We start from the raw sequence: 20,823 nt of genomic DNA, 5'->3' as shown, positions 1-20,823 counted from the left end.
TCGATTTCCTTATGGGCTGCCCATCAGCGTAGCCGCTCAGCCGAGAAACAGCTGATAGGCCGGGTTGTCGCTTTCGTCCCAGTACGGGTAGCCGATTTCCTCAAGCGCTGCCGGCACCAAGTGACGCTCATCGTGCGGCACTTGCAGACCCGCGACCACACGGCCATCCGCCGCGCCGTGGTTGCGGTAGTGGAACATCGAGATGTTCCAGCGCCCGCCCAGCTTGTTGAGGAAGTTGAACAGCGCACCCGGACGCTCCGGGAATTCGAAACGCAGAATCACTTCATCGACCACGTGGGCCGCACGACCGCCGACCATGTGGCGAATGTGCAGTTTGGCCAGTTCGTTGTCGGTCAGGTCCAGTACCGGGAAACCCTGCTCGCCGAGGCTGGCGATCAGCGCGCTGCGCGGGTCGGTTTCCGGATGCGTCTGCACGCCAACAAAGATGTGCGCTTCGCTGCCGGTGTTGTAGCGGTAGTTGAATTCGGTGATCTGGCGCTTGCCGATCGCTTCGCAGAACGCCTTGAAGCTGCCCGGCTTCTCGGGGATGGTCACGGCGATGATGGCTTCACGCCCCTCGCCCAGTTCGGCGCGCTCGGCGACATGGCGCAAGCGGTCGAAGTTGACGTTGGCGCCCGAGTCGATAGCCACGAAAGTCTGCCCGGTGACACCATTGAGCTCGACGTACTTCTTGATCCCCGCCACGCCCAACGCGCCGGCAGGTTCAGTGATCGAGCGAGTATCGTCGTAGATATCCTTGATTGCCGCGCAGATCTCGTCGGTACTGACGGTGATGACATCATCGACATAATCTTTGCAGATATCGAAGGTGTGCTGACCGATCTGGGCCACTGCAACGCCATCGGCAAAGATACCCACGGTCGGCAGAATCACGCGCTCGCCGGCCGCCATGGCGGCTTGCAGGCAGTTGGAGTCGTCCGGCTCGACACCGATGATCTTGATCTCCGGGCGCAGGTATTTCACATACGCCGCGATGCCGGCGATCAGGCCGCCGCCGCCGACCGGAACGAAAATCGCGTCCAGACGCCCCGGGTGCTGACGAAGAATCTCCATTGCCACCGTGCCTTGCCCGGCGATGGTGTGGGGATCGTCATACGGGTGGATGTAGACGTAGCCTTTTTCGTCGACCAGTTTCAGCGAGTAGGCCAGGGCTTCGGGGAACGAATCCCCGTGCAGCACCACTTTGCCGCCACGGGAGCGCACACCTTCGACTTTGATTTCCGGGGTGGTCTTGGGCATCACGATGGTGGCTTTCACGCCCAACACTTTCGCCGCCAGGGCCAGGCCTTGCGCGTGATTGCCCGCCGAGGCGGTGACCACGCCGCGTGCGCGTTCTTCATCGGTCAGTTGCGTGAGCTTGTTGTAAGCGCCGCGAATCTTGAACGAGAACACCGGCTGCAAGTCTTCGCGCTTGAGCCAGACACTGTTGCCCAGCCGCTCGGAGAGCTGACGGGCAGTCTGCAATGGGGTTTCTACGGCAACGTCATAAACGCGCGAGGTGAGGATCTTTTTGACGTACTGTTCGAGCATCGGAAAGCATCACTGAGCGGTTGGGCAAGGCCAAGGAGTCTAACCCGCCTTTCGGCCGGGCGACCATACGAATCAAGAGGTTTTAGCCGGGTAAGGGGCTATAATGCTGGCCTTTCCGTTCCCCCTTGCCCGCTTCGGAGCCCGCATGACCCAGGATCAACTCAAACAGGCAGTGGCTCAGGCCGCCGTCGACTTCATCCTCCCGAAACTCGACGACAAGAGCATCGTCGGGGTCGGCACCGGCTCCACCGCCAACTGCTTCATCGATGCCCTGGCCCAGCACAAGGGCGCGTTCGATGGCGCCGTTGCCAGTTCCGAAGCCACCGCTGCCCGCCTCAAGGGCCACGGGATTCCGGTGTATGAGCTGAACACTGTCAGCGACCTGGAGTTCTACGTCGACGGCGCCGATGAAAGCGACGAGCACTTGCACCTGATCAAGGGTGGCGGCGCCGCCCTGACCCGCGAGAAGATTGTGGCCGCCGTGGCCAAGACCTTTATCTGCATCGCCGACGCCAGCAAACTGGTGCCGGTACTCGGCGCGTTCCCGCTGCCGGTCGAAGTGATCCCGATGGCCCGCAGCCACGTGGCCCGCGAACTGGTGAAACTGGGCGGCGACCCGGTTTACCGTGAAGGCGTCCTGACGGACAACGGCAACATCATCCTCGACGTCTTCAACATGCAGATCACCAACCCGGTAGAGCTGGAGAAGCAGATCAACGCCATTGTTGGCGTGGTCACCAACGGCTTGTTCGCGGCACGTCCGGCGGATCTGCTGCTGCTGGGCACCAGCGAAGGCGTTAAAACCCTGCGCGCCAAGTAAGTGAAATCGCCTGGACTTATGGGCGAATGAATTACCTGTGGGAGCGGGCTTGCCCGCGATGGCGGTCTATCAGTCACTATCTTTATCGACTGACACGGCCTTATCGCGGGCAAGCCCGCTCCCACAGTTGTTTTGGGGTGTTGGTTAGTTCTGCGGTGGTTTCTTGAAGACGTAGAACAGGTTTGGCTCGCTCACCAGGTACAGGTTGCCGTCGTCGTCCATGGCGATGCCCTCCGCTTGCGGCACTGACTTTTGCAGCCCCTGACGCCCCCTGCTCAGGGACAGGGTGCTGAGCGGTCGCCCATCGACATCCAGCTCCAGAATCAATCGCGACTCGTCGGACAGCGCCAGCAAATGGCCGCTGCGCTCGTCGTATTGCAGGCTCGACAGGTCTCGCACGAACATTCCGGCATCACGCTTGGGGTTGTTGACCACGTGCACCGCGTAGGATTTCTCCGGGTTGTAATGGGGGAAGCCCTGCACCTCATAGATCAGCATCGGATCGCGCTCCTTGGCCACAAACAGGCGCTTGCCCACCGAGTCGTAGGCCAGGCCTTCGAAGCCCTTGTTGCTGCCCATGTGCACGCCGAGGGTCATCTGCTCGGCATCCGCCGCATCGAGGAACGCCGTGTCCTGCTCAAGGTGAACCTTGATCAGCCGTTGCTGGCTCTCGTCGGTGATCACGTAGGTGTCGGCGCTGATGAACTCCACCGCCTCCGGATCGCCGAAGCCGATCAGCGCAATGCGCCGGATGATCCGCCCATCCAGCGACAGCTCGATCATTTCGGAGTTTTTATTGGTGACCGTGAACAGGCTTTTGCGCACCGGATCGTAGGTCAGCGCCGACACATCGTCGTCCAGCCCTTCGATCACCCGGGCCTCGACCTCTACCCGGTATTGAGCCAGGCCGATGGACTCGCTGCTCAGCGGCTGCCATAGCGTGCTCACGTTGAACCAGGCCCGCTCGAACAGGCGCATGTATTGGCCGACCGCTACCAGAACGATCAGTGCAATGCCTGTGAGAATCAGAATGAGGGGTTTGGGACGGACAAATCGGCGCATTCAGGGGAAGCTCGAAAACAAACAGGCGGATGAAATATCACGCCTGTATGAACTCAAGCTTAATGGCCAGTAGCTTGCGACCACAACAGCGGGTTTGCGGCGATTATTTCTTCTTTTCGAAGCGGTAGAACAGGTTCGGCTCACTCACCATGTACAAGTTGCCCGCCTCGTCCATGGTCACGCCTTCGGCACGCGGAATGGTGTTCTTCAGGCCGTTGAAGCCGCCCAACAGGGCAATGAAACTGACTTGCTCGCCCTTTTTGTCCAGTTCCATCAGCAAGTGAGAGTCCGCGGACAGCACCAACATGTGGCCGGTGCGCGGGTCGATGGCCAAGGCCGACAGGTTGCGCATGTCCAGCGCATGGCTGGCCAGCTTCAGCTTGTCACCGGTAAGGACTCGGCCGTCACCTTTCCAGGCAAACAATGCCGGCGGACGCTCTTCGCCCAGCAGCAGCTGCTGGTTTTGCGAATCCCAGGTGACACCTTCAAAAGCCTTGTTCTGGTCTTTCGAAGGCCCAAGATCGTACTTCGCAAAATTGGCGATGTTCAATTCACGGGTGTCGGCATCGACCTTGACGATGGTGACCAAATGCGAGCGCTCATCGACAATCGCCAGCAGGCCATTGCCCAGCACGGTGACGCCTTCCGGGTTGCTCCAGCCCACCAAGGGCATTTTGCGCAGCACGTCGCCTTGCAAGGTCAGCTCGACGAGGAACGGATTTTTGCCCATGACCGAAAACAGAGTCTTGGTCTGTGGGTCGTAGGCCAGGTCCGAGGCTTCGTCCTTTTCCATACCCGGCAGCAATTTGCCGTCGATCACCGCCCGGTAATCCGGGAGCCAGACACTGGCCTGACGCTCGGCCGGGCTCTTGAATTGCTCTTTCACCCAGAGCACGCCGCGATCATCCCAATGCATCGCAAAGGCGACGCCGTATGCGATGGCCGCCACCAGGAGCAGCCAGGTATACCAACGCAAGGCGAACCGTGAGCGACGGGCAGTTTTGAACGTGGGCAGCGGTTGGGTGGCCATTCGGGGTGCGTTCCAGAAATTCAGGCTAAAGGTAATAGCACAAGTGGGGCTGGCTGGTAGGCCAGGACCCGCGGAATTATCCAGAGACGATGTGAAAAAAACGGTAAATAGCGGGATGACCCAACGGGGGTCGCCTACAAAAACAAATGTGGGAGCGGGCTCGCTCCCACAAGGGTTTTGCGGTGTTTCAGTTAGCGCACGCTGCTGGTGAAGCGGCTGGCGCCTGGCAATTCCAGCACGATGTCATCACCGACATTCAGCGGACCCACGCCCACCGGCGTGCCGGTCAGGATCACATCACCGGCCTGCAGCGAGAAGCAGCCGGCCATGTACTGGATCATCGGCACGATCGGGTTGAGCATGTCTTTGCTGTTGCCATCCTGGCGCACTTCGCCATTGATGGTCAGGCGGATGCCGATGTCGGTCAGGTCGGCAAAAGTGCTGCCGGCCACGAACGGCGCAATCACTGCCGCACCGTCGAAGGACTTGGCGATTTCCCATGGCAAGCCTTTGGATTTCAGCTCGGCCTGCTTGTCGCGCAGGGTCAGGTCCAGGGCCGGGGCAAAACCGGAAATCGCATCCAGCACTTCTTCACGGCTTGGCTTGGTCGACAAAGGCTTGCCGATCAACACGGCAATTTCCGCTTCGTAATGCACCGAACCGCGCTCGGTCGGAATGCTGAAACTGCCTTCCAGCGGCACCACGCAACTGCCCGGCTTGATGAACAGCAGCGGCTCGGTAGGCACCGGGTTATCCAGTTCCTTGGCGTGTTCGGCGTAGTTGCGGCCGATGCACACCACTTTCCCCACAGGGAAATGAATTCGCGTGCCGTCGACATACTGGTGCTGATAGCTCATTGACCGACTCCTGGTTCGTGGCTCTTAAGTTCGAAAGTCAAACAGCGAAAATTTTGCCCGGGTTCATGATTCCGTTCGGGTCGAACACCGCTTTGACCGCTTTCATGTACTCGATCTCGACCGGCGAGCGGCTGTAGGTCAGGTAATCACGCTTGGTCATGCCCACGCCGTGTTCGGCGGAGATCGAACCGTTGTACTTCTCGACGGTTTCGAACACCCACTTGTTCACGGTCGCGCACTTGGCAAAGAACTCGTCTTTGCTCAGGTTATCCGGCTTGAGGATGTTCAAGTGCAGGTTGCCGTCGCCGATGTGGCCGAACCAGACGATTTCGAAATCCGGGTAGTGTTCACCGACGATCGCGTCGATTTCCTTCAGGAACGCCGGGACTTTCGACACGGTGACCGAAATGTCGTTCTTGTACGGCGTCCAGTGCGAAATGGTTTCGGAGATGTATTCGCGCAGCTTCCACAGGTTCTGCAGTTGGGTTTCGCTCTGGCTCATCACGCCGTCCAGCACCCAGCCCTGCTCGACGCAGTGTTCGAAGGTTTCCAGGGCGTGGTTGGCCACTTCTTCGGTGGTCGCTTCGAATTCCAGCAGCGCGTAGAACGGGCAATCAGTTTCGAATGGCGCCGGCACGTCACCGCGCGCCATGACCTTGGCCAAGGCTTTATCGGAGAAGAATTCGAAGGCGGTCAGGTCGAGCTTGCTCTGGAAGGCGTGCAGGACCGGCATGATCGAGTCGAAATCGGTGGTGCCGAGGACCATCGCAGTGAGGTTTTTCGGGGCGCGGTCCAGGCGCATGGTGGCTTCGACCACAAAACCAAGGGTGCCTTCAGCGCCGATGAACAGCTGACGCATGTCGTAGCCAGTGGCGTTCTTGATCAGGTCTCGGTTTAGTTCGAGCAGGTCGCCCTTGCCGGTAACGACCTTCATGCCAGCCACCCAGTTGCGGGTCATGCCGTAGCGAATCACCTTGATCCCACCGGCATTGGTGCCGATATTGCCGCCAATCTGGCTGGAACCTGCCGAAGCGAAGTCCACCGGGTAATACAGGCCTTTCTCTTCGGCGACGTTCTGCAAGTGTTCGGTGACCACGCCAGGCTGGCAGACCGCGGTGCGGTCGGTCATGTTCACTTCGAGAATCTGGTTCATGTAGTCGAAGGACACAACAACTTCGCCGTTGGCGGCAACCGCCGCGGCGGAAAGCCCGGTGCGACCACCGGATGGCACCAGCGCCACCTTGTGTTCATTGGCCCAGCGCACAATGGCCTGGACCTGCTCGGTGGTCTTGGGGAACACAATGGCAGTCGGGGCCGGGGCGAAATGCTTGGTCCAATCCTTACCGTAAGCATTCAGGGAGTCGGCATCGGTCAGCACCTTGCCAGGCTCAACCAGGGTCTTCAGCTCTTCAATCAAGGCAGGATTGGTCATCGACAGAACTCTCGAACAATTCATGGTCATCCTGAGAACGCTTCACGTCGCAGGAATGAGTGTTTAGCGGGGTGCATATGCTAGCATACCGACCCCGCAGCATAGTGCCCAACGGCCTTCTGCGGCGACGGCATTCTTGCCGTCCGGGTCAGCGTCTGCTGGCTTCCTGCCATTTTTCTCCGGGATACAGGTTTACGCAGATGAGCAAGACTTCTCTCGATAAGAGCAAGATCAAGTTCCTTCTTCTCGAAGGCGTCCACCAATCGGCTGTCGACGTCCTCAAGGCGGCGGGCTACACCAGCATCGAGTACCTTACAGGTTCTCTGCCGGAAGCCCAGCTCAAGGAAAAGATCGCTGATGCGCACTTCATCGGCATTCGCTCCCGCACTCAACTGACCGAAGAAATCTTCGATCACGCGAAGAAACTGGTCGCTGTCGGCTGTTTCTGCATCGGCACCAACCAGGTCGATCTGAACGCTGCTCGCGAACGCGGTATCGCGGTGTTCAACGCGCCATACTCCAACACTCGCTCCGTTGCCGAGCTGGTGCTGGCCGAAGCGATCCTGTTGCTGCGCGGCATCCCTGAGAAGAACGCTTCCTGCCACCGTGGCGGCTGGATCAAGAGCGCTGCCAACTCCTTCGAAATCCGCGGCAAGAAGCTGGGCATCGTCGGTTACGGTTCGATCGGTACTCAATTGTCGGTCCTGGCTGAAGGCCTGGGCATGCAGGTGTACTTCTACGACACCGTGACCAAGCTGCCACTGGGTAACGCCACCCAGGTCGGCAACCTGCACGAACTGCTGGGCATGTCCGACATCGTCACCCTGCACGTTCCGGAAACCGCTGCGACCCAGTGGATGATCGGCGAGAAGGAAATCCGCGCCATCAAGAAGGGCGGCATCCTGATCAACGCCGCGCGCGGCACCGTGGTCGAACTGGACGCCCTGGCGGACGCGATCAAGGACAAGCACCTGATCGGCGCGGCCATCGACGTATTCCCGGTGGAGCCTCGCTCCAACGACGAAGAGTTCGAAAGCCCGCTGCGTGGCCTGGACAACGTGATCCTGACCCCGCACATCGGCGGCTCCACCGCAGAGGCGCAAGCCAACATCGGTCTGGAAGTGGCGGAAAAACTGGTCAAGTACAGCGACAACGGTACGTCGGTATCGTCGGTAAACTTCCCGGAAGTGGCCCTGCCGGCTCACCCTGGCAAGCACCGTCTGCTGCACATCCACGAGAACATCCCGGGTGTGATGAGCGAGATCAACAAGGTCTTCGCCGAAAACGGCATCAACATCTCCGGTCAGTTCCTGCAGACCAACGAGAAAGTCGGCTACGTGGTAATCGACGTCGACGCCGAGTACTCGGACCTGGCGCAAGAGAAGCTGCAGCACATCAACGGCACCATCCGTTGCCGCGTTCTGTTCTGACAGTAACTTGAGCGACAAAAAAAGGAGCCCCTCGGGGCTCCTTTTTCATGGGCGCTACACTGTCATTTAACGTTGACGGTGATTTTCTTCGACACGATTGGTGGATCGAACGGCATGTGGCCGCTGTCACCGAGTTCCAGTTGCAAGGTGTGCTTGCCCGGGGCCAGTTTAACCTCGGCTTGGGTCTGAGCCTTGCCGAAGTGCATGTGGTTGGCATCATTCGGAATCGGCGCGCCAGCGGCAGGCATGTTGTCGACATCGATCAGCAGATGGTGGTGACCGGTATTCTTGGTCACGTCACCGGCCGGAGCCAGCGAGACATCCTTGACGCCGAATTTGACGGTGAAGGTTTGCGAGACGGTGGCGCCGTCTTCGGGAGATACGATGAACACTTCTGCACCCTTGGGGGCCGGCGTAGACGCCGTCGCCAGCATCGATGCACTCAGCAATAGCCCGGCGAATGCTGCTCGTGACATAAACGTTTTCATTCTCTTCTCCAGTTTTTCCGTAAAATCGGCGTGGCCATGACAACTTCACGGCCATTTGTTGTCGAAGGCACTCGACAACCATAGCAAAGCGAGCCTGAATCAGAGCATCGCAATAAATGTATTCAAAGGAGTAACCATGCGCTTTTTGCCTGGCCTGATCTGCCTGCTACCCCTCTTGAGCCCTTTGGCTCATGCCGAACTGATTGACGATGTAAACGACCGTGGCGAGTTGCGCATTGCCCTTGAGGCTAATACACCGCCGTTCAATTTCAAGGACGATGGCAAACTCACAGGCTTCGAGGTCGAACTGGGGCAACTGTTGGCCAGCGAACTGGATGTGCGGCCCGACTTCGTCGTGACTGACTCCAGCGATCTGTTGTCCGGCGTGGAAACCGGCAAGTACGACATCGCCATCAACCACATAGCAATGACCCCGGATTTGAAGGATCGTTTCGACTTCACCGAACCTTACATCCGCACTCATGCGCAATTGATCGCGCAGAAAGACGAGACACCGCGCTCAATCCTGCTGGTGCAGTCGCTGACGGAAGAAAAGCCCAAAGTGGCCCCGGCCGTGAGCCTGGCGATTCCGTTTCAGAAGGGTAACCCGGCGTTTCACGCCAGCCTGGAAAACGCCTTGCAGCGGATCAAGACGGATGGGCGACTGCAGACGCTGGAGCAGAAATGGTTTGGGGCTGAGGCGAGTGTGGCGCCCAAACCCTGACCTCAGGGCTGATGAGTAACCTTGTAGAAGCTGTCGAGTGAAACGAGGCTGCGATCTTTTGATTTTGCCTTTTAAAAACAAGATCAGAAGATCGCAGCCTCGTTTCACTCGACAGCTCCTACAGGGGTTTTGTGTGGGTCCGTTAGTCTTGTGTGGCTAACGCTGCCGCCGCTTCGGGCAGCTCCAACTCACTGAAGACTTGAACGCCATTGCGCTTGAGCAACGCCGCCGTCACCCCCTCGCCACTGACTTTCACGCCGCTGAAGCTACCGTCATACGTCAACAGATTCCCGCACGAAGGGCTGTTGGCCTTGAGCACCGCAATCCGGATACCGTGCTTTTGCACCAGTTCCAATGCCTGATAAGCCCCCGAAAGAAACTCGGCGCTGACGTCCTCACCCTCGGTGGTGATGACAGAGGCGTGACCATCGAGCACTTCAGCGCCCTGCCCGCCCGGGATTTCCGCCGCCGCTCTGGGCGTCGGCAAGCCTCCAGCGACTTCCGGGCACAACGGCACGACCCGACCTTCGTCGAGCCACTGTTGAAGCTGATCAAACGGCCCGCTTGCCCCGCCGTCGTAACGTACGCGGTGGCCCAACAGGCAGCGGCTTACCAGAATTTTCTGCATGCTCAGAACGGCTCGTTACCACGACGCCGGAACCAACCCGTCAACGACAGGCGATCCCGGGTCGCGGGCAGGACTTCATGGGGCACCTCGCCCGACAGAAACACCACCAGGCATCCGCCGGTGGGTACCACATCGTGTTCGACGCCGCCCTCCAGGTACATGCGTAACTGACCACCGTGCTGGGGCAACCAGGCGTCATTGAGGTAGATCACCGCCGACACCATGCGCCGATCGTCATCGCGAAAACGGTCGACATGCTTGAGGTAGAAAGCGCCGGGCGGGTACAGCGCGAAATGGCTTTCGAAGTCTTCCAGGCCCAGAAACAACCCGCGATTCATCGCCTCGCGCAGGCTGTCCATCAAGCTCAGATAACGGTCGCAGGCCTCATTCTCACCGGGTTCAAGCCACTGAATATGGTCGCCACGAATCCCCTCGCGAATCTCCGACGTCGGCCCGCGCCCGACGGCCGCCGGAGCCAATTCGCCTTCGGCAGCACGTTTACGGCACTCAGCCGCCAGTGCTCGGGTCAGATCCAGAGGCAGGAAGATATTCTGCTGCGACCAGCCATGTTCGGCCAGGTCGTCGACGATACGTAACAGCAGCGGGTGATCAGAGGATATTTGCATGGCGCGCATAGTATTCCTGTGCCTGCAAATCCGACAGAGCCGCGCAGCGGAGGATTTGTCGGATTACTGATACGAATTCTCGACAAGTACGAAAGCCGCACGGAGAATAGTCGCCTGCTGACAGGAGTCCCTATGCGCCGTTTGCTTTTTTCACTGCTGATACTCTGTGTTTTGCCCGCATGGGCAGACGGCCACGACCAGTTGTACAAGGTCGCCGGTTGGCCAGATCAGCGCGCGCATTTCAACGACGCGCTCTCGGCGGCGCAGCAGCGCTACCAGAACAGCCTGCCGCCGGCGGTGTTTCAGGCCCTGGTCAACAATAGCAATCAGCGTTTCGCTCCTCAGGCAGTGGATCAGCGCGCCGAAGCACAATTGCGCAAAAGCCTCAGCGATCCGAAACCCGCACTGACCTTCTTTCAATCCCCCTTGGGCAAAAAAATCGTCGCCGCCGAACTGCTGGCGACCCGTCGCGATCAGCTGGCGAAAAATGCCAAGGGGTTACCCAAGATTCAAGCCAGTGACAGCCGCACACTGATCATCGGCCATCTGGCCCAGGCCCTGCCCGCCCGCGAGGCCGGTGCCGAGGTCAGTCTGGCGATTGCCGGCGTCGCGGCGGACAGCCTCAGTTCGATGATTCCCGGATTGCTTGGCAATGGTCAGGCGCAAGGGATGCTCAATGGTCAGCGCCAGCGCTTGATGGACCAGATCGGCGCTGACCTGAACAATACGCTGCTGTATGTCTATCGCGATCTGTCGGATGAAGAGCTGGAAGAATTCGCCACGTTTGCCGAGTCTACCGAGGGCAAGGCTTATTATCAGGCAGCGTTGGCGGCGATTCGGGCAGGGCTGGCGGTGGGACAGGAGACGTCGAGTCTTTCCCAGTAGTCTTCGGCGCCTGATAGATCGCTAAAGATTCCGCCCTTTGATCCGCTTGCTCAAGAACCCGAAATACTCCTCCCGCAACGCCAGCGTCTCATTCGCCAGATGATGCCGCGCCTCAGGCAGCATCAGCACCTGCGGCCGATCGAACTTGGCCTTCAACACCTCAAGGTTATGCTCCCAGTCCACCGTCATGTCCGATTGTCCCTGCACGATCAATGGCCGTCGCGGACTATTGGGTGCGGCCTCGATGCGTTTGATCCACCGCGCCAGTGCACCGACCCAGGCAGTAGGCAGTCGTAACGGCTGCAACGGATCGGCTTGCAGGAACGGCAAGAAGTCAGGGTCGTTGGAGTTCTCGCTGAAGCGTCGGGCGATCGCTTTGACGAAGGGTTTGAGCAGGTAATAGCTGAGCTGCGACCAGCCCCAGGCACGCGGCCGAACCAGTGGCGAGAGCAAAATCACTTGCCCCTGGGCCGGGCTGCTCGCCCCCTGATTCAGTACATGATCGATCACGATCGCCCCGCCGGTACTTTGCCCGCACAAGTGCCACGGCTGCGGCAAATCGAGGGCCACGGCGTCGGCAAACAACCCTTGCAGGGTGTGCTGATACTCGGCGAAATCCTTGATGCTCGCCCGCTCGCCACTGGACAGGCCATGGCCTGGCAAGTCGCAGGCAATCACCGCAAAGCCCTGATCCAGGGCCCACTCGATCACATGCCGATAGAGCCCGGTGTGATCGTAGAAGCCGTGGAACAGAAACAGCGTCGCCTTCGCTTGCTCGGGCCACCACACCTGGCTGACCACTTGATAGCCATCGACCTCAAAACGCCCAAGACCACGGCGCAGCGTTCGTCCGGAAAATTCCAGCCCGTAAAACCGCTGGTACGCCAGGGCTTCTGCCGAAAGCGGCTGCCACTCGGCCAATGGCCGCAAGCTGGCGCGCAGATGATCGGGGTCGAAAGTGGCAGGCATGTACTATTCCAGACGCTAAACAGACTTTATGGGCCTGCGATATTCATCTGTCGCGGCAAGCATGGCAAGCATGGCAAGCTAGCCGACCTTCGAGGATTGAAACCCATGCGTCCGGCCTATCGCACCACACTGCTTGCCAGCCTGCTCGCCCTCGTGTGTGCCGGCGTATTGTGGGCTGCGTATGACTGGTTTCAAGGTCGCTACCTGCGCGCGTTCAGCTCGCACACCGCTGTATTCTCCGGCGATCCGCTGCGCCTGCCCGACGAACTCGCCGGCCCGGGCGCCATTCGCGTGGTGCATTTCTGGGACCCAGCCTGCCCGTGTAATGTCGGCAACCAACAACACCTGACCGAACTGGTTGAGCAGTACGCGCCACACGGCGTCGAGTTTTATTCGGTACAAAAGCCCAGCAGTCATGGTCAGTTGCCCAGCACCCTGAGCCACCTGAAAACCATCACCGTACTCCCGGGTTCCGAACAGATCCCCGCAAGCCCTGCGGTGGCGATCTGGGACCGCAGCGGCAAACTGGCCTATTTCGGCCCGTACAGCGAAGGCCTGACCTGCAATTCGAACAACAGCTTCATCGAACCCATTCTGCAAGCACTGAGCGAAGGTCGCACAGTAGGCGCGACCCATACGCTGGCGGTCGGCTGCTACTGCCCTTGGCAAGCGGATGTGAAGTAAGGCATTCCTGACTTTTCCAGGACCGCGATGCCCGGCACAGGAGGTCTGTGCTACATGTTGCTGCCCGCGAGGGCGGCAATCCCGAAGAACAAGGAGTCTCCATGAAACGCGTCCTGACCGTACTTGTATTGCTGATCGTCACACTCGCCATCGGGGTTGGCGGGTACGTGTACATCAAGCAGCCGACGCGCCAGGGCCAAGTGGAACTTCAGCGCCTGCAAGGATCGGTAACGGTGCGCTACGACGAGCGCGGCGTGCCGCACATCCGCGCCGAAAACGAAACCGATCTTTACCGCACCCTCGGCTACGTGCAGGCCCAGGACCGGCTGTTCCAGATGGAAGCCATGCGCCGCCTCGCCCGGGGCGAACTGGCCGAGGTACTCGGCCCGAAACTGCTGGACACCGACAAACTGTTCCGCAGCCTGCGCATTCGTGAACGCGCCGAAAGCTATGTGGCCGGCCTGGATCGTCAGTCACCGGCGTGGAAGGCGCTGGAAGCCTATCTGGATGGCATCAATCAATATCAGGACACTCACGCGGCGCCCATCGAGTTCGACGTGCTGGGCATCCACAAGCGTCCTTTCACGGCGCAGGACACCATCAGTGTTGCCGGCTACATGGCTTACAGCTTTGCCGCAGCGTTTCGCACCGAACCGTTGCTGACCTACGTGCGCGATCAACTGGGCGCCGAGTACCTGAACATTTTTGACCTCGACTGGCAGCCCAAAGGCGTGCTGGCCAAGACCCGCTCAGCGGCCGCCCCCGCGCTTGCCGCCACTGACTGGAAAGACCTGAACGCCCTCGCCCGCCTGAGTGAACAGGCATTGGCCGAGAACGGCTTGCCGCAATTTGAAGGCAGTAACGCCTGGGTGATTTCCGGCAACCGCAGCAAAAGCGGCAAACCGCTGCTGGCCGGTGATCCGCACATTCGCTTCTCGGTGCCGTCGGTGTGGTACGAAGCGCAATTGTCGGCACCGGGCTTTGAGCTATACGGTCATCATCAGGCGCTGGTGCCGTTCGCCTTTCTCGGCCACAACCTGGATTTCGGCTGGAGCCTGACCATGTTCCAGAACGATGACCTCGACCTGATCGCCGAGAAGATCAACCCGGACAACCCGAACCAGGTCTGGTATCGCGGCAATTGGGTGGACATGGTCAACACCGAGCAACAGATCGCGGTGAAAGGTCAGGCGCCCGTCACGCTGACGCTGCGCCAGTCACCCCACGGCCCGATCATCAATGACGTGCTCGGCACAGCCGCCGGCAAGACACCGATCGCCATGTGGTGGGCGTTCCTTGAAACGCCCAATCCGATCCTCGATGGCTTCTACCAGCTCAACCGCGCCGACACCCTGGCCAAGGCGCGCGCCGCAGCGGCCAAGGTTCAGGCGCCGGGATTGAACATCGTCTATGCCAACGCCAAGGGCGATATTGGCTGGTGGGCCTCGGCGCTGCTGCCCAAGCGTGCAGCCGGAGCGAAGCCCGGGTTCATCCTCGACGGCAGCACCAGTCAGGCGGACAAGGAAGGTTTCTACCCGTTCAGTGCCAACCCCCAGGAAGAGAACCCGGCGCGTGGCTATATCGTTTCGGCCAACTTCCAGCCTGTGTCGCCAACCGGCATGGAGATTCCCGGTTACTACAACCTCGCCGATCGCGGCCAGCAACTCAATCGCCAGCTCGGCGACAAGAACGTGAAGTGGGACAACGACGCCAACCAGAAACTACAACTGGGCACGACCACCGCCTATGGCCCTCGCTTGTTGGCGCCGTTGTTGCCGGTACTGCGTGAAGTGGTGAGCGATCCGGCCGAGCTCAAACTGGTCGAGCAACTGGCCCGGTGGCAAGGCGATTACCCACTGGAGTCCACCAGCGCCACGCTGTTCAACCAGTTCCTGTTCAATCTGGCCGACGCGACGATGCACGATGAACTGGGCAACGATTTTTTTGAAACCCTGCTCTCGACCCGAGTGATTGATGCGGCGTTGCCGCGGCTGGCGGCCAACCCCGATTCGCCGTGGTGGGACAACCGCAACACCCTCGGCAAGGAAACCCGTGCCGATACGGTCAAGGTCGCGTGGCAGGCGAGCATCGCCCACCTCAAGACTGTCCTGGGACCTGACTTCACGCAATGGCAGTGGGGCAAGGCGCACACCCTGACCCATGGCCATCCGCTGGGGACGCAAAAGCCGCTGGACCGGATTTTCAATGTCGGCCCGTTCGCGGCGCCCGGCACCCACGAAGTCCCGAACAACCTCTCCGCCAAGATCGGACCGGCGCCATGGCCGGTGACTTACGGACCGTCAACGCGGCGACTGGTCGACTTCGCCGACCCGGCCCACAGCCTGACCATCAACCCGGTTGGCCAGAGCGGCGTGCCGTTCGACAGCCACTATGAGGATCAGGCCGAGGCGTATGTCGAAGGGATTTACTACCAGGCGCATTTCAATGAAGAAGAAGTCATGGCCAATATGCGCAGCACGTTGAAGTTTTTGCCGGCGCGGGCAGCGCCTTAGATTTTGTTGGCTGGGCTGACGCCTTCGCGGGCTTGCCCGCGATGATGCCCTCAAGAACAATGCAAATACCTGCTCAAACCATCGCCGAAAAATTCTGCCTGAATTGCTGCGGCGTCACTCCCAGCCTGCGATTGAACACGCTGCGCATGTGCTGGGCGTCGCGAAATCCGCACTGGTACGCCACGGTTTTCAGGGGTGAGCGGGTGCTCTCAAGCAGCACCCGCGCCGCATCCACCCTCGCCCGCTCGACGAACTCCGCCGGGGTGACTTTCGCTTCCTTGGCGAACACCCTGGAAAAGTTGCGGGCGCTCATGTTGGCCGCGTTCGCCAGATCGGCGATGGTCAGGTCGCCAGTGAGGTTGGCCAGCACGTAAAGCTGAACCAGCGCCACCGCCGAGGTCGGTTCGGCGTGCGGCGTGAGAAACGGGCTGAATTGCGATTGCCCGCCCGAACGCTGGGTAAACACCACCAGGCGCTTGGCCACGCTCAAGGCCACTTCCGGTCCGTAGTCTTGAGCCAGCAGATACAACGACAAATCGATCCCGGCCGTGACACCGGCCGAGGTGTAGAGCTCACCGTCCTGCACGTACAGACGATCGGCTTCCACCTGCGTCGACGGGCATAACGCAGCCAACGCTGGCGCATCGTTCCAATGCGTGGTGACGGTTCGTCCCTCAAGCAATCCGGCGCGAGCGAGCATGAACGCGCCATTGCAGATCGAACCAAAGCGCTGCGCCGCCCCGCACGCATCGCGTAACCAGGCATCGAACGCCACGCCGAAATTCATGAAGGGCAACTGCGGGCCGCCGGCCACCAGCAGCAAGTCATAGGCCTGCAGCGCTTCGCTGAAATGCCGATGGGCATTGAGCGACAAACCGTTCGAACACGACATCACCCCGCGCTCGACACCAATCACCTCCAACCGGTAATGGTCTTGCGGCTCAAGGAAGCGATTGGCCTCGCTAAACACATCCATGGGACCGGTGACGTCCAGCGACTGGACGCCTGCGAACACCACGATGGCAACGGTTTTACTCATGGCAAGAAACGCCCTCAAGGGGTGGACGCCGCAGTCATGGCAAACACAAAACCTGTGGGAGTGAGCCTGCTCGCGATGAGGTCTGATCAGTCGACAGCTATGTTGAATGATGGACCGAAATCGCGAGCAGGGTCGCTCCCACAGGGACCGCAATTACCCTGCAACCCTAGCCAATCCGCGCGCAACAAGCGAGGTTGGCGCGATATGCATGCTCATTGGCCGGGATCGCAGCCATGGATCGATTGTCCGGCCCGGGGGCCGGGAACAGACTTGTTCCATCAGCGCCGCCAAGGCGTTCCCCACGAGGAAAGCACCTATGAGCAGCACCATCGCCGGTATCAAAATCCCCGACAGCGCATTAGCCAAGGCCACCACTGAATACATTCGCGACGCAGAGCCTGACCTGCTTTACCACCACTCACGCCGGGTGTTTCTGTTCGGCGCCTTGAGCGGTGAGCGCAAGCAGCTGGCCTACGATCCAGAGTTGTTGTACGTCGGCGCCATGTTCCATGACCTGGGCCTGGTGGAAGGCCATCGCACTGACGACGAGCGCTTCGAAGTCGACAGTGCCAACGCCGCCAAGGCATTTCTCAAGCCGTATGGTTTGTCCGACGACGATATCGAGCAGGTGTGGCTATCGATCGCTCTGCACACGACACCGGGCGTGCCGCAACACTTGCGGCCTAACGTTGCGTTGGTGACTGCCGGCGTCGAGATGGACGTGCTGGGTATCGATTACGCGGCGTTTCCGACTGCACAGCGTGAGGCGGTGGTCCATGCGCATCCACGGGGAGAGGGTTTCAAGGAATGCATCCTGTGTGCCTTCGCCACCGGCTTCAAGCACAAACCGGACACCACGTTCGGCACTGTGAATGCGGACGTGCTGGTGGACAGCGAGCCGGGGTTCAAGCCAATGAACTTCGTCGAGATCATCCGCAAATCCCCTTGGGTTTCCTGACCACCCAAAAAACCTGTGGGAGCGGGCTTGCCCGCGATGGCGTCATCACAGTCAACATCTATGTTGAATGTGACATCGCAATCGCGGGCAAGCCCGCTCCCACATGGGATTTGGGTTGGCCACGTAATTGTGGCCAGCCTTTATGCCGCTTCCGGCGCCGGGGCGCGACGTACGTCCGGTTGTTTCCAGGAGTCGGCAGCGCCTTCTTCGATCGCTTGCTGAATCGCACGCTTGCGGCTTTCTTCGGCACGGCGGCTGAAGAACCAGACCAGGAACGTCATCAGCGAAACCGCCAACAGAATCAGGCTGGCCACGGCGTTGATCTCGGGTTTCACGCCCAGGCGCACCGCCGAGAACACTTCCATCGGCAAGGTCGTCGAGCCCGGGCCCGATACGAAGCTGGCCAACACCAGGTCATCCAGCGACAGGGCGAACGACATCATGCCGCCCGCGCCCAGGGATGGCGCGATCATCGGGATGGTGATCAGGAAGAACACCTTCCACGGCCGCGCACCGAGGTCCATGGCCGCTTCTTCGATGGACAGGTCCAGCTCACGCAAGCGCGCCGACACCACCACCGCCACATACGCCGCACAGAATGTAGTGTGGGCGATCCAGATGGTGACGATGCCGCGTTCCTGCGGCCAACCGATCATCTGCGCCATGGCCACAAACAACAGCAACAGCGACAGACCGGTGATCACTTCGGGCATCACCAATGGAGCTGTCACCAGTCCACCGAACAGCGTGCGACCCTTGAAGCGAGTGATTCGCGTCAGGACAAACGCCGCCAAGGTACCCAGCACCACCGCTGCTACCGCCGTGTAGCAGGCGATTTCCAGCGAGCGCACCACCGAGCCCATCAGTTGGGTGTTGTCCATCAAGCCGACATACCACTTGATCGACCAGCCGCCCCACACCGTCACCAGTTTGGAAGCGTTGAACGAGTAGATCACCAGGATCAGCATCGGCGCGTAGATGAACAGCAGACCCAACACCAGCATCAAGCTTGAGAAACGAAAGCGCTTCATTCTTTGCCCTCCATTTCTTTGGCCTGACTACGGTTGAACAGGATGATCGGCACAATCAGGATCGCCAGCATCACCACCGCCAAGGCAGACGCCACCGGCCAGTCACGGTTGTTGAAGAACTCTTGCCAGAGCACTTTACCGATCATCAGGGTCTCCGGACCGCCCAGCAGTTCCGGGATCACGAACTCGCCCACTACTGGAATGAACACCAGCATGCAACCGGCGACGATGCCGTTCTTGGACAGCGGAATGGTGATTTTCCAGAAGCTGTTGAACGTGCTCGAACCCAGGTCCGACGCGGCTTCCAGCAAGCTGGCATCGTGCTTCACCAGGTTGGCGTAGAGCGGCAGGATCATGAACGGCAGGTAGGAGTAGACGACGCCGATGTACACCGCAAGGTTGGTGTTGAGGATCTGCAGCGGTTCGTTGATCCAGCCCATGCTCATCAAGAAACCATTGAGCAGACCGTTGTTGCTGAGGATGCCCATCCACGCGTAAACGCGGATCAGGATCGCGGTCCAGGTCGGCATCATGATCAGCAGCACCAGCACCGTTTGCAGCTCTTTACGGGCGCTGGCGATGGCGTAGGCCATCGGATAGCCGATCACCAGGCAGAGGATGGTGCTGATCAGCGCCATCTTCAACGAGCCGAGGTAAGCGGCGATGTACAACTCGTCATCGCCAAGCATCGCGTAGTTGCCCAGATTCAACAGCACCTGGAGCTTCTGGTCGATGAAGCTGTAGATTTCGGTGTACGGCGGGATGGCCACGTCGGCTTCGGCAAAGCTGATCTTCAAGACGATGAAGAACGGCAGCATGAAGAACATAAACAGCCAGATGAACGGAACCCCGATGACCAGCTGACGGCCACCGGGAATTATTCGATTGAGACGGCGTTTCAATTTGCGCATGTTCATGAGCGAAGTACCACGCCGCTATCGTCTTCCCAATACACGTACACCTGGTCACCCCAGGTTGGGCGCTGGCCGCGGCGCTCGGCGTTGGCGACGAAAGACTGGACGATCTTGCCGCTCGGCAGTTCGACGTAGAACACCGAGTGGCCACCCAGGTAGGCGATGTCGTGCACCTTGCCGCTGGACCAGTTGTATTCGCAAGTCGGCATGGTCGGCGTCACCAGCAGTTTTTCCGGACGGATCGCGTAGGTCACGGATTTGTCCTGCACCGAGGTGCTGATGCCGTGGCCCACGTAGATCTGGCGATCCAGGTCCTTGCAGGTGATGGTCGCGTGGCCTTCGGCGTCGTCGATCACCTCACCGTCGAAGATGTTGACGTTGCCGATGAATTCGCAGACCAGGCGACTGGTCGGGGTTTCGTAGATGTCGATCGGGCTGCCGATCTGCGCGATCCAGCCCAGGTGCATGATCGCGATGCGCTCGGCCATGGTCATGGCCTCTTCCTGGTCGTGGGTCACCATGACGCAGGTTACGCCGACGCGCTCGATGATCTCGACCAGCTCGAGCTGCATTTGCGAACGCAGCTTCTTGTCCAGTGCGCCCATCGGTTCGTCGAGCAGCAACAGCTTCGGACGCTTGGCCAGGGAACGCGCCAGGGCGACACGCTGACGCTGGCCGCCGGACAGCTGGTGCGGTTTGCGTTTGGCGTATTGCGTCATCTGAACCAGCTTGAGCATGTCCGCGACACGGGCGTCGACTTCAGCGGAAGGGATTTTGTCCTGCTTGAGGCCGAAGGCGATGTTCTGCGCCACGGTCATGTGCGGGAACAAAGCGTACGACTGGAACATCATGTTGATCGGCCGCTCGTAGGGCGGCATGTCGGTGATGTCTACGCCATCGAGGAAAATGCGCCCCTCCGTGGGCCGTTCGAAGCCTGCGAGCATGCGCAGCAACGTGGATTTGCCCGATCCCGAACCGCCGAGCAGGGCGAAAATCTCGCCTTTCTTGATTTCCAGGGACACATCGTCCACGGCAATCGTCTCGTCGAACTTCTTCGTGACCCGGTCGATTTTGACCAACACCTGTTTAGGTGACTGGTCGCCCTCGAGGGCTTTCTTATAGGCGCCGGAGGCAACTGCCATTTACGAAACTCCCAGAAAAAAAGAGTGCAGTTCGCTCAAG

20 protein-coding genes are annotated in these 20,823 nt (G+C 59.9%); 7 read left to right on the top strand and 13 right to left on the bottom strand.

The genetic code is table 11. From position 1 onward, the window contains the following. Positions 1-36: 36 nt before the first annotated feature. Complete coding sequence (gene ilvA, locus BLQ41_RS06435; RefSeq protein ID WP_090178442.1) at positions 37-1,551, bottom strand: threonine ammonia-lyase, biosynthetic; 1,515 nt, start codon at positions 1,549-1,551, stop codon at positions 37-39. Between the two features lie 145 nt (positions 1,552-1,696). Between ilvA and rpiA the strand changes: the two genes are divergently transcribed. Continuing rightward, positions 1,697-2,371 carry a ribose-5-phosphate isomerase RpiA gene (gene rpiA / locus BLQ41_RS06430; protein ID WP_090188399.1) on the top strand — a complete coding sequence of 225 codons (675 nt, stop codon included), beginning with the start codon at positions 1,697-1,699 and terminating at the stop codon, positions 2,369-2,371. A 144-nt stretch (positions 2,372-2,515) separates the two neighbouring features. Here rpiA and BLQ41_RS06425 read toward each other — a convergent pair whose 3' ends face one another. The 4 genes from BLQ41_RS06425 to BLQ41_RS06410 form a co-directional block, all read right to left on the bottom strand. Beyond that, complete coding sequence (locus BLQ41_RS06425) at positions 2,516-3,433, bottom strand: SdiA-regulated domain-containing protein (protein ID WP_090178439.1); 918 nt, start codon at positions 3,431-3,433, stop codon at positions 2,516-2,518. Between the two features lie 103 nt (positions 3,434-3,536). Further along, positions 3,537-4,463 carry an SdiA-regulated domain-containing protein gene (locus tag BLQ41_RS06420; RefSeq protein WP_090178434.1) on the bottom strand — a complete coding sequence of 309 codons (927 nt, stop codon included), beginning with the start codon at positions 4,461-4,463 and terminating at the stop codon, positions 3,537-3,539. Between the two features lie 191 nt (positions 4,464-4,654). Then, a complete protein-coding gene (locus BLQ41_RS06415; RefSeq protein WP_090178432.1) occupies positions 4,655-5,320 on the bottom strand; it encodes a fumarylacetoacetate hydrolase family protein in 666 nt (221 codons plus the stop codon). Positions 5,321-5,357: 37 nt separating this feature from the next. After that, a complete protein-coding gene (locus tag BLQ41_RS06410; protein ID WP_090178428.1) occupies positions 5,358-6,752 on the bottom strand; it encodes an FAD-binding oxidoreductase in 1,395 nt (464 codons plus the stop codon). A gap of 200 nt (positions 6,753-6,952) precedes the next feature. On the opposite strand from BLQ41_RS06410, the gene serA reads away from it, so the two are divergent. Next, the gene (gene serA / locus BLQ41_RS06400) at positions 6,953-8,182 is read left to right on the top strand and encodes a phosphoglycerate dehydrogenase (protein ID WP_090178425.1); all 1,230 of its coding nucleotides are present in this window, start codon (positions 6,953-6,955) and stop codon (positions 8,180-8,182) included. Between the two features lie 62 nt (positions 8,183-8,244). On the opposite strand, the gene BLQ41_RS06395 is transcribed toward serA, so the two are convergent. Beyond that, positions 8,245-8,670, bottom strand: coding sequence for a DUF4399 domain-containing protein (locus BLQ41_RS06395; RefSeq protein ID WP_090178422.1), 426 nt, complete (start codon positions 8,668-8,670; stop codon positions 8,245-8,247). Positions 8,671-8,806: 136 nt separating this feature from the next. On the opposite strand from BLQ41_RS06395, the gene BLQ41_RS06390 reads away from it, so the two are divergent. Then, on the top strand, positions 8,807-9,394 hold the full coding sequence (locus BLQ41_RS06390) for a transporter substrate-binding domain-containing protein (RefSeq protein WP_090178419.1): 588 nt from the start codon (positions 8,807-8,809) through the stop codon (positions 9,392-9,394). A 142-nt stretch (positions 9,395-9,536) separates the two neighbouring features. On the opposite strand, the gene BLQ41_RS06385 is transcribed toward BLQ41_RS06390, so the two are convergent. Next, positions 9,537-10,022, bottom strand: coding sequence for a DUF523 domain-containing protein (locus BLQ41_RS06385; RefSeq protein WP_090178416.1), 486 nt, complete (start codon positions 10,020-10,022; stop codon positions 9,537-9,539). Positions 10,023-10,024: 2 nt separating this feature from the next. Continuing rightward, entirely contained in the window at positions 10,025-10,657 is a 633-nt protein-coding gene (locus BLQ41_RS06380; protein WP_090178413.1) for a 2OG-Fe(II) oxygenase, read from the bottom strand. A 123-nt stretch (positions 10,658-10,780) separates the two neighbouring features. Here BLQ41_RS06380 and BLQ41_RS06375 point away from each other — a divergent pair, with 123 nt between their 5' ends. Then, the gene (locus BLQ41_RS06375; RefSeq protein ID WP_090178410.1) at positions 10,781-11,533 is read left to right on the top strand and encodes a DUF2059 domain-containing protein; all 753 of its coding nucleotides are present in this window, start codon (positions 10,781-10,783) and stop codon (positions 11,531-11,533) included. Positions 11,534-11,554: 21 nt separating this feature from the next. On the opposite strand, the gene BLQ41_RS06370 is transcribed toward BLQ41_RS06375, so the two are convergent. After that, positions 11,555-12,502 (bottom strand): phospholipase BipL, encoded by a 948-nt coding sequence (locus tag BLQ41_RS06370; protein WP_090178408.1) that lies wholly within the window; start codon positions 12,500-12,502, stop codon positions 11,555-11,557. A 105-nt stretch (positions 12,503-12,607) separates the two neighbouring features. On the opposite strand from BLQ41_RS06370, the gene BLQ41_RS06365 reads away from it, so the two are divergent. Both BLQ41_RS06365 and BLQ41_RS06360 read left to right on the top strand, forming a co-directional pair. Beyond that, on the top strand, positions 12,608-13,186 hold the full coding sequence (locus BLQ41_RS06365) for a DUF6436 domain-containing protein (protein WP_090178405.1): 579 nt from the start codon (positions 12,608-12,610) through the stop codon (positions 13,184-13,186). A 101-nt stretch (positions 13,187-13,287) separates the two neighbouring features. Beyond that, a complete protein-coding gene (locus tag BLQ41_RS06360; RefSeq protein WP_090178402.1) occupies positions 13,288-15,699 on the top strand; it encodes a penicillin acylase family protein in 2,412 nt (803 codons plus the stop codon). A gap of 73 nt (positions 15,700-15,772) precedes the next feature. On the opposite strand, the gene BLQ41_RS06355 is transcribed toward BLQ41_RS06360, so the two are convergent. Continuing rightward, a complete protein-coding gene (locus tag BLQ41_RS06355; RefSeq protein ID WP_090178399.1) occupies positions 15,773-16,738 on the bottom strand; it encodes a GlxA family transcriptional regulator in 966 nt (321 codons plus the stop codon). 316 nt (positions 16,739-17,054) lie between these two features. On the opposite strand from BLQ41_RS06355, the gene BLQ41_RS06350 reads away from it, so the two are divergent. After that, positions 17,055-17,696: an HD domain-containing protein gene (locus tag BLQ41_RS06350; protein WP_090178396.1), complete on the top strand. Its 642-nt coding sequence runs from the start codon at positions 17,055-17,057 to the stop codon at positions 17,694-17,696. Positions 17,697-17,836: 140 nt separating this feature from the next. Here BLQ41_RS06350 and BLQ41_RS06340 read toward each other — a convergent pair whose 3' ends face one another. The 3 genes from BLQ41_RS06340 to BLQ41_RS06330 are packed head-to-tail and all read right to left on the bottom strand — an operon-like array spanning position 17,837 to position 20,783. Beyond that, the gene (locus tag BLQ41_RS06340) at positions 17,837-18,727 is read right to left on the bottom strand and encodes an ABC transporter permease subunit (protein ID WP_090178391.1); all 891 of its coding nucleotides are present in this window, start codon (positions 18,725-18,727) and stop codon (positions 17,837-17,839) included. Then, positions 18,724-19,605, bottom strand: a complete 882-nt coding sequence (locus tag BLQ41_RS06335; RefSeq protein ID WP_197678937.1) for an ABC transporter permease subunit — start codon at positions 19,603-19,605, stop codon at positions 18,724-18,726. Before BLQ41_RS06335 ends, BLQ41_RS06340 begins: the two co-directional genes overlap by 4 nt. Positions 19,606-19,640: 35 nt before the next feature. Next, entirely contained in the window at positions 19,641-20,783 is a 1,143-nt protein-coding gene (locus BLQ41_RS06330) for an ABC transporter ATP-binding protein (RefSeq protein WP_090178384.1), read from the bottom strand. Between the last annotated feature and the right edge of the window lie 40 nt (positions 20,784-20,823).

It is taken from the genome of Pseudomonas arsenicoxydans (assembly GCF_900103875.1).
In the GTDB taxonomy this organism is placed as follows: domain Bacteria; phylum Pseudomonadota; class Gammaproteobacteria; order Pseudomonadales; family Pseudomonadaceae; genus Aquipseudomonas; species Aquipseudomonas arsenicoxydans.
This window is presented reverse-complemented; position numbering and strand designations above follow the sequence as displayed.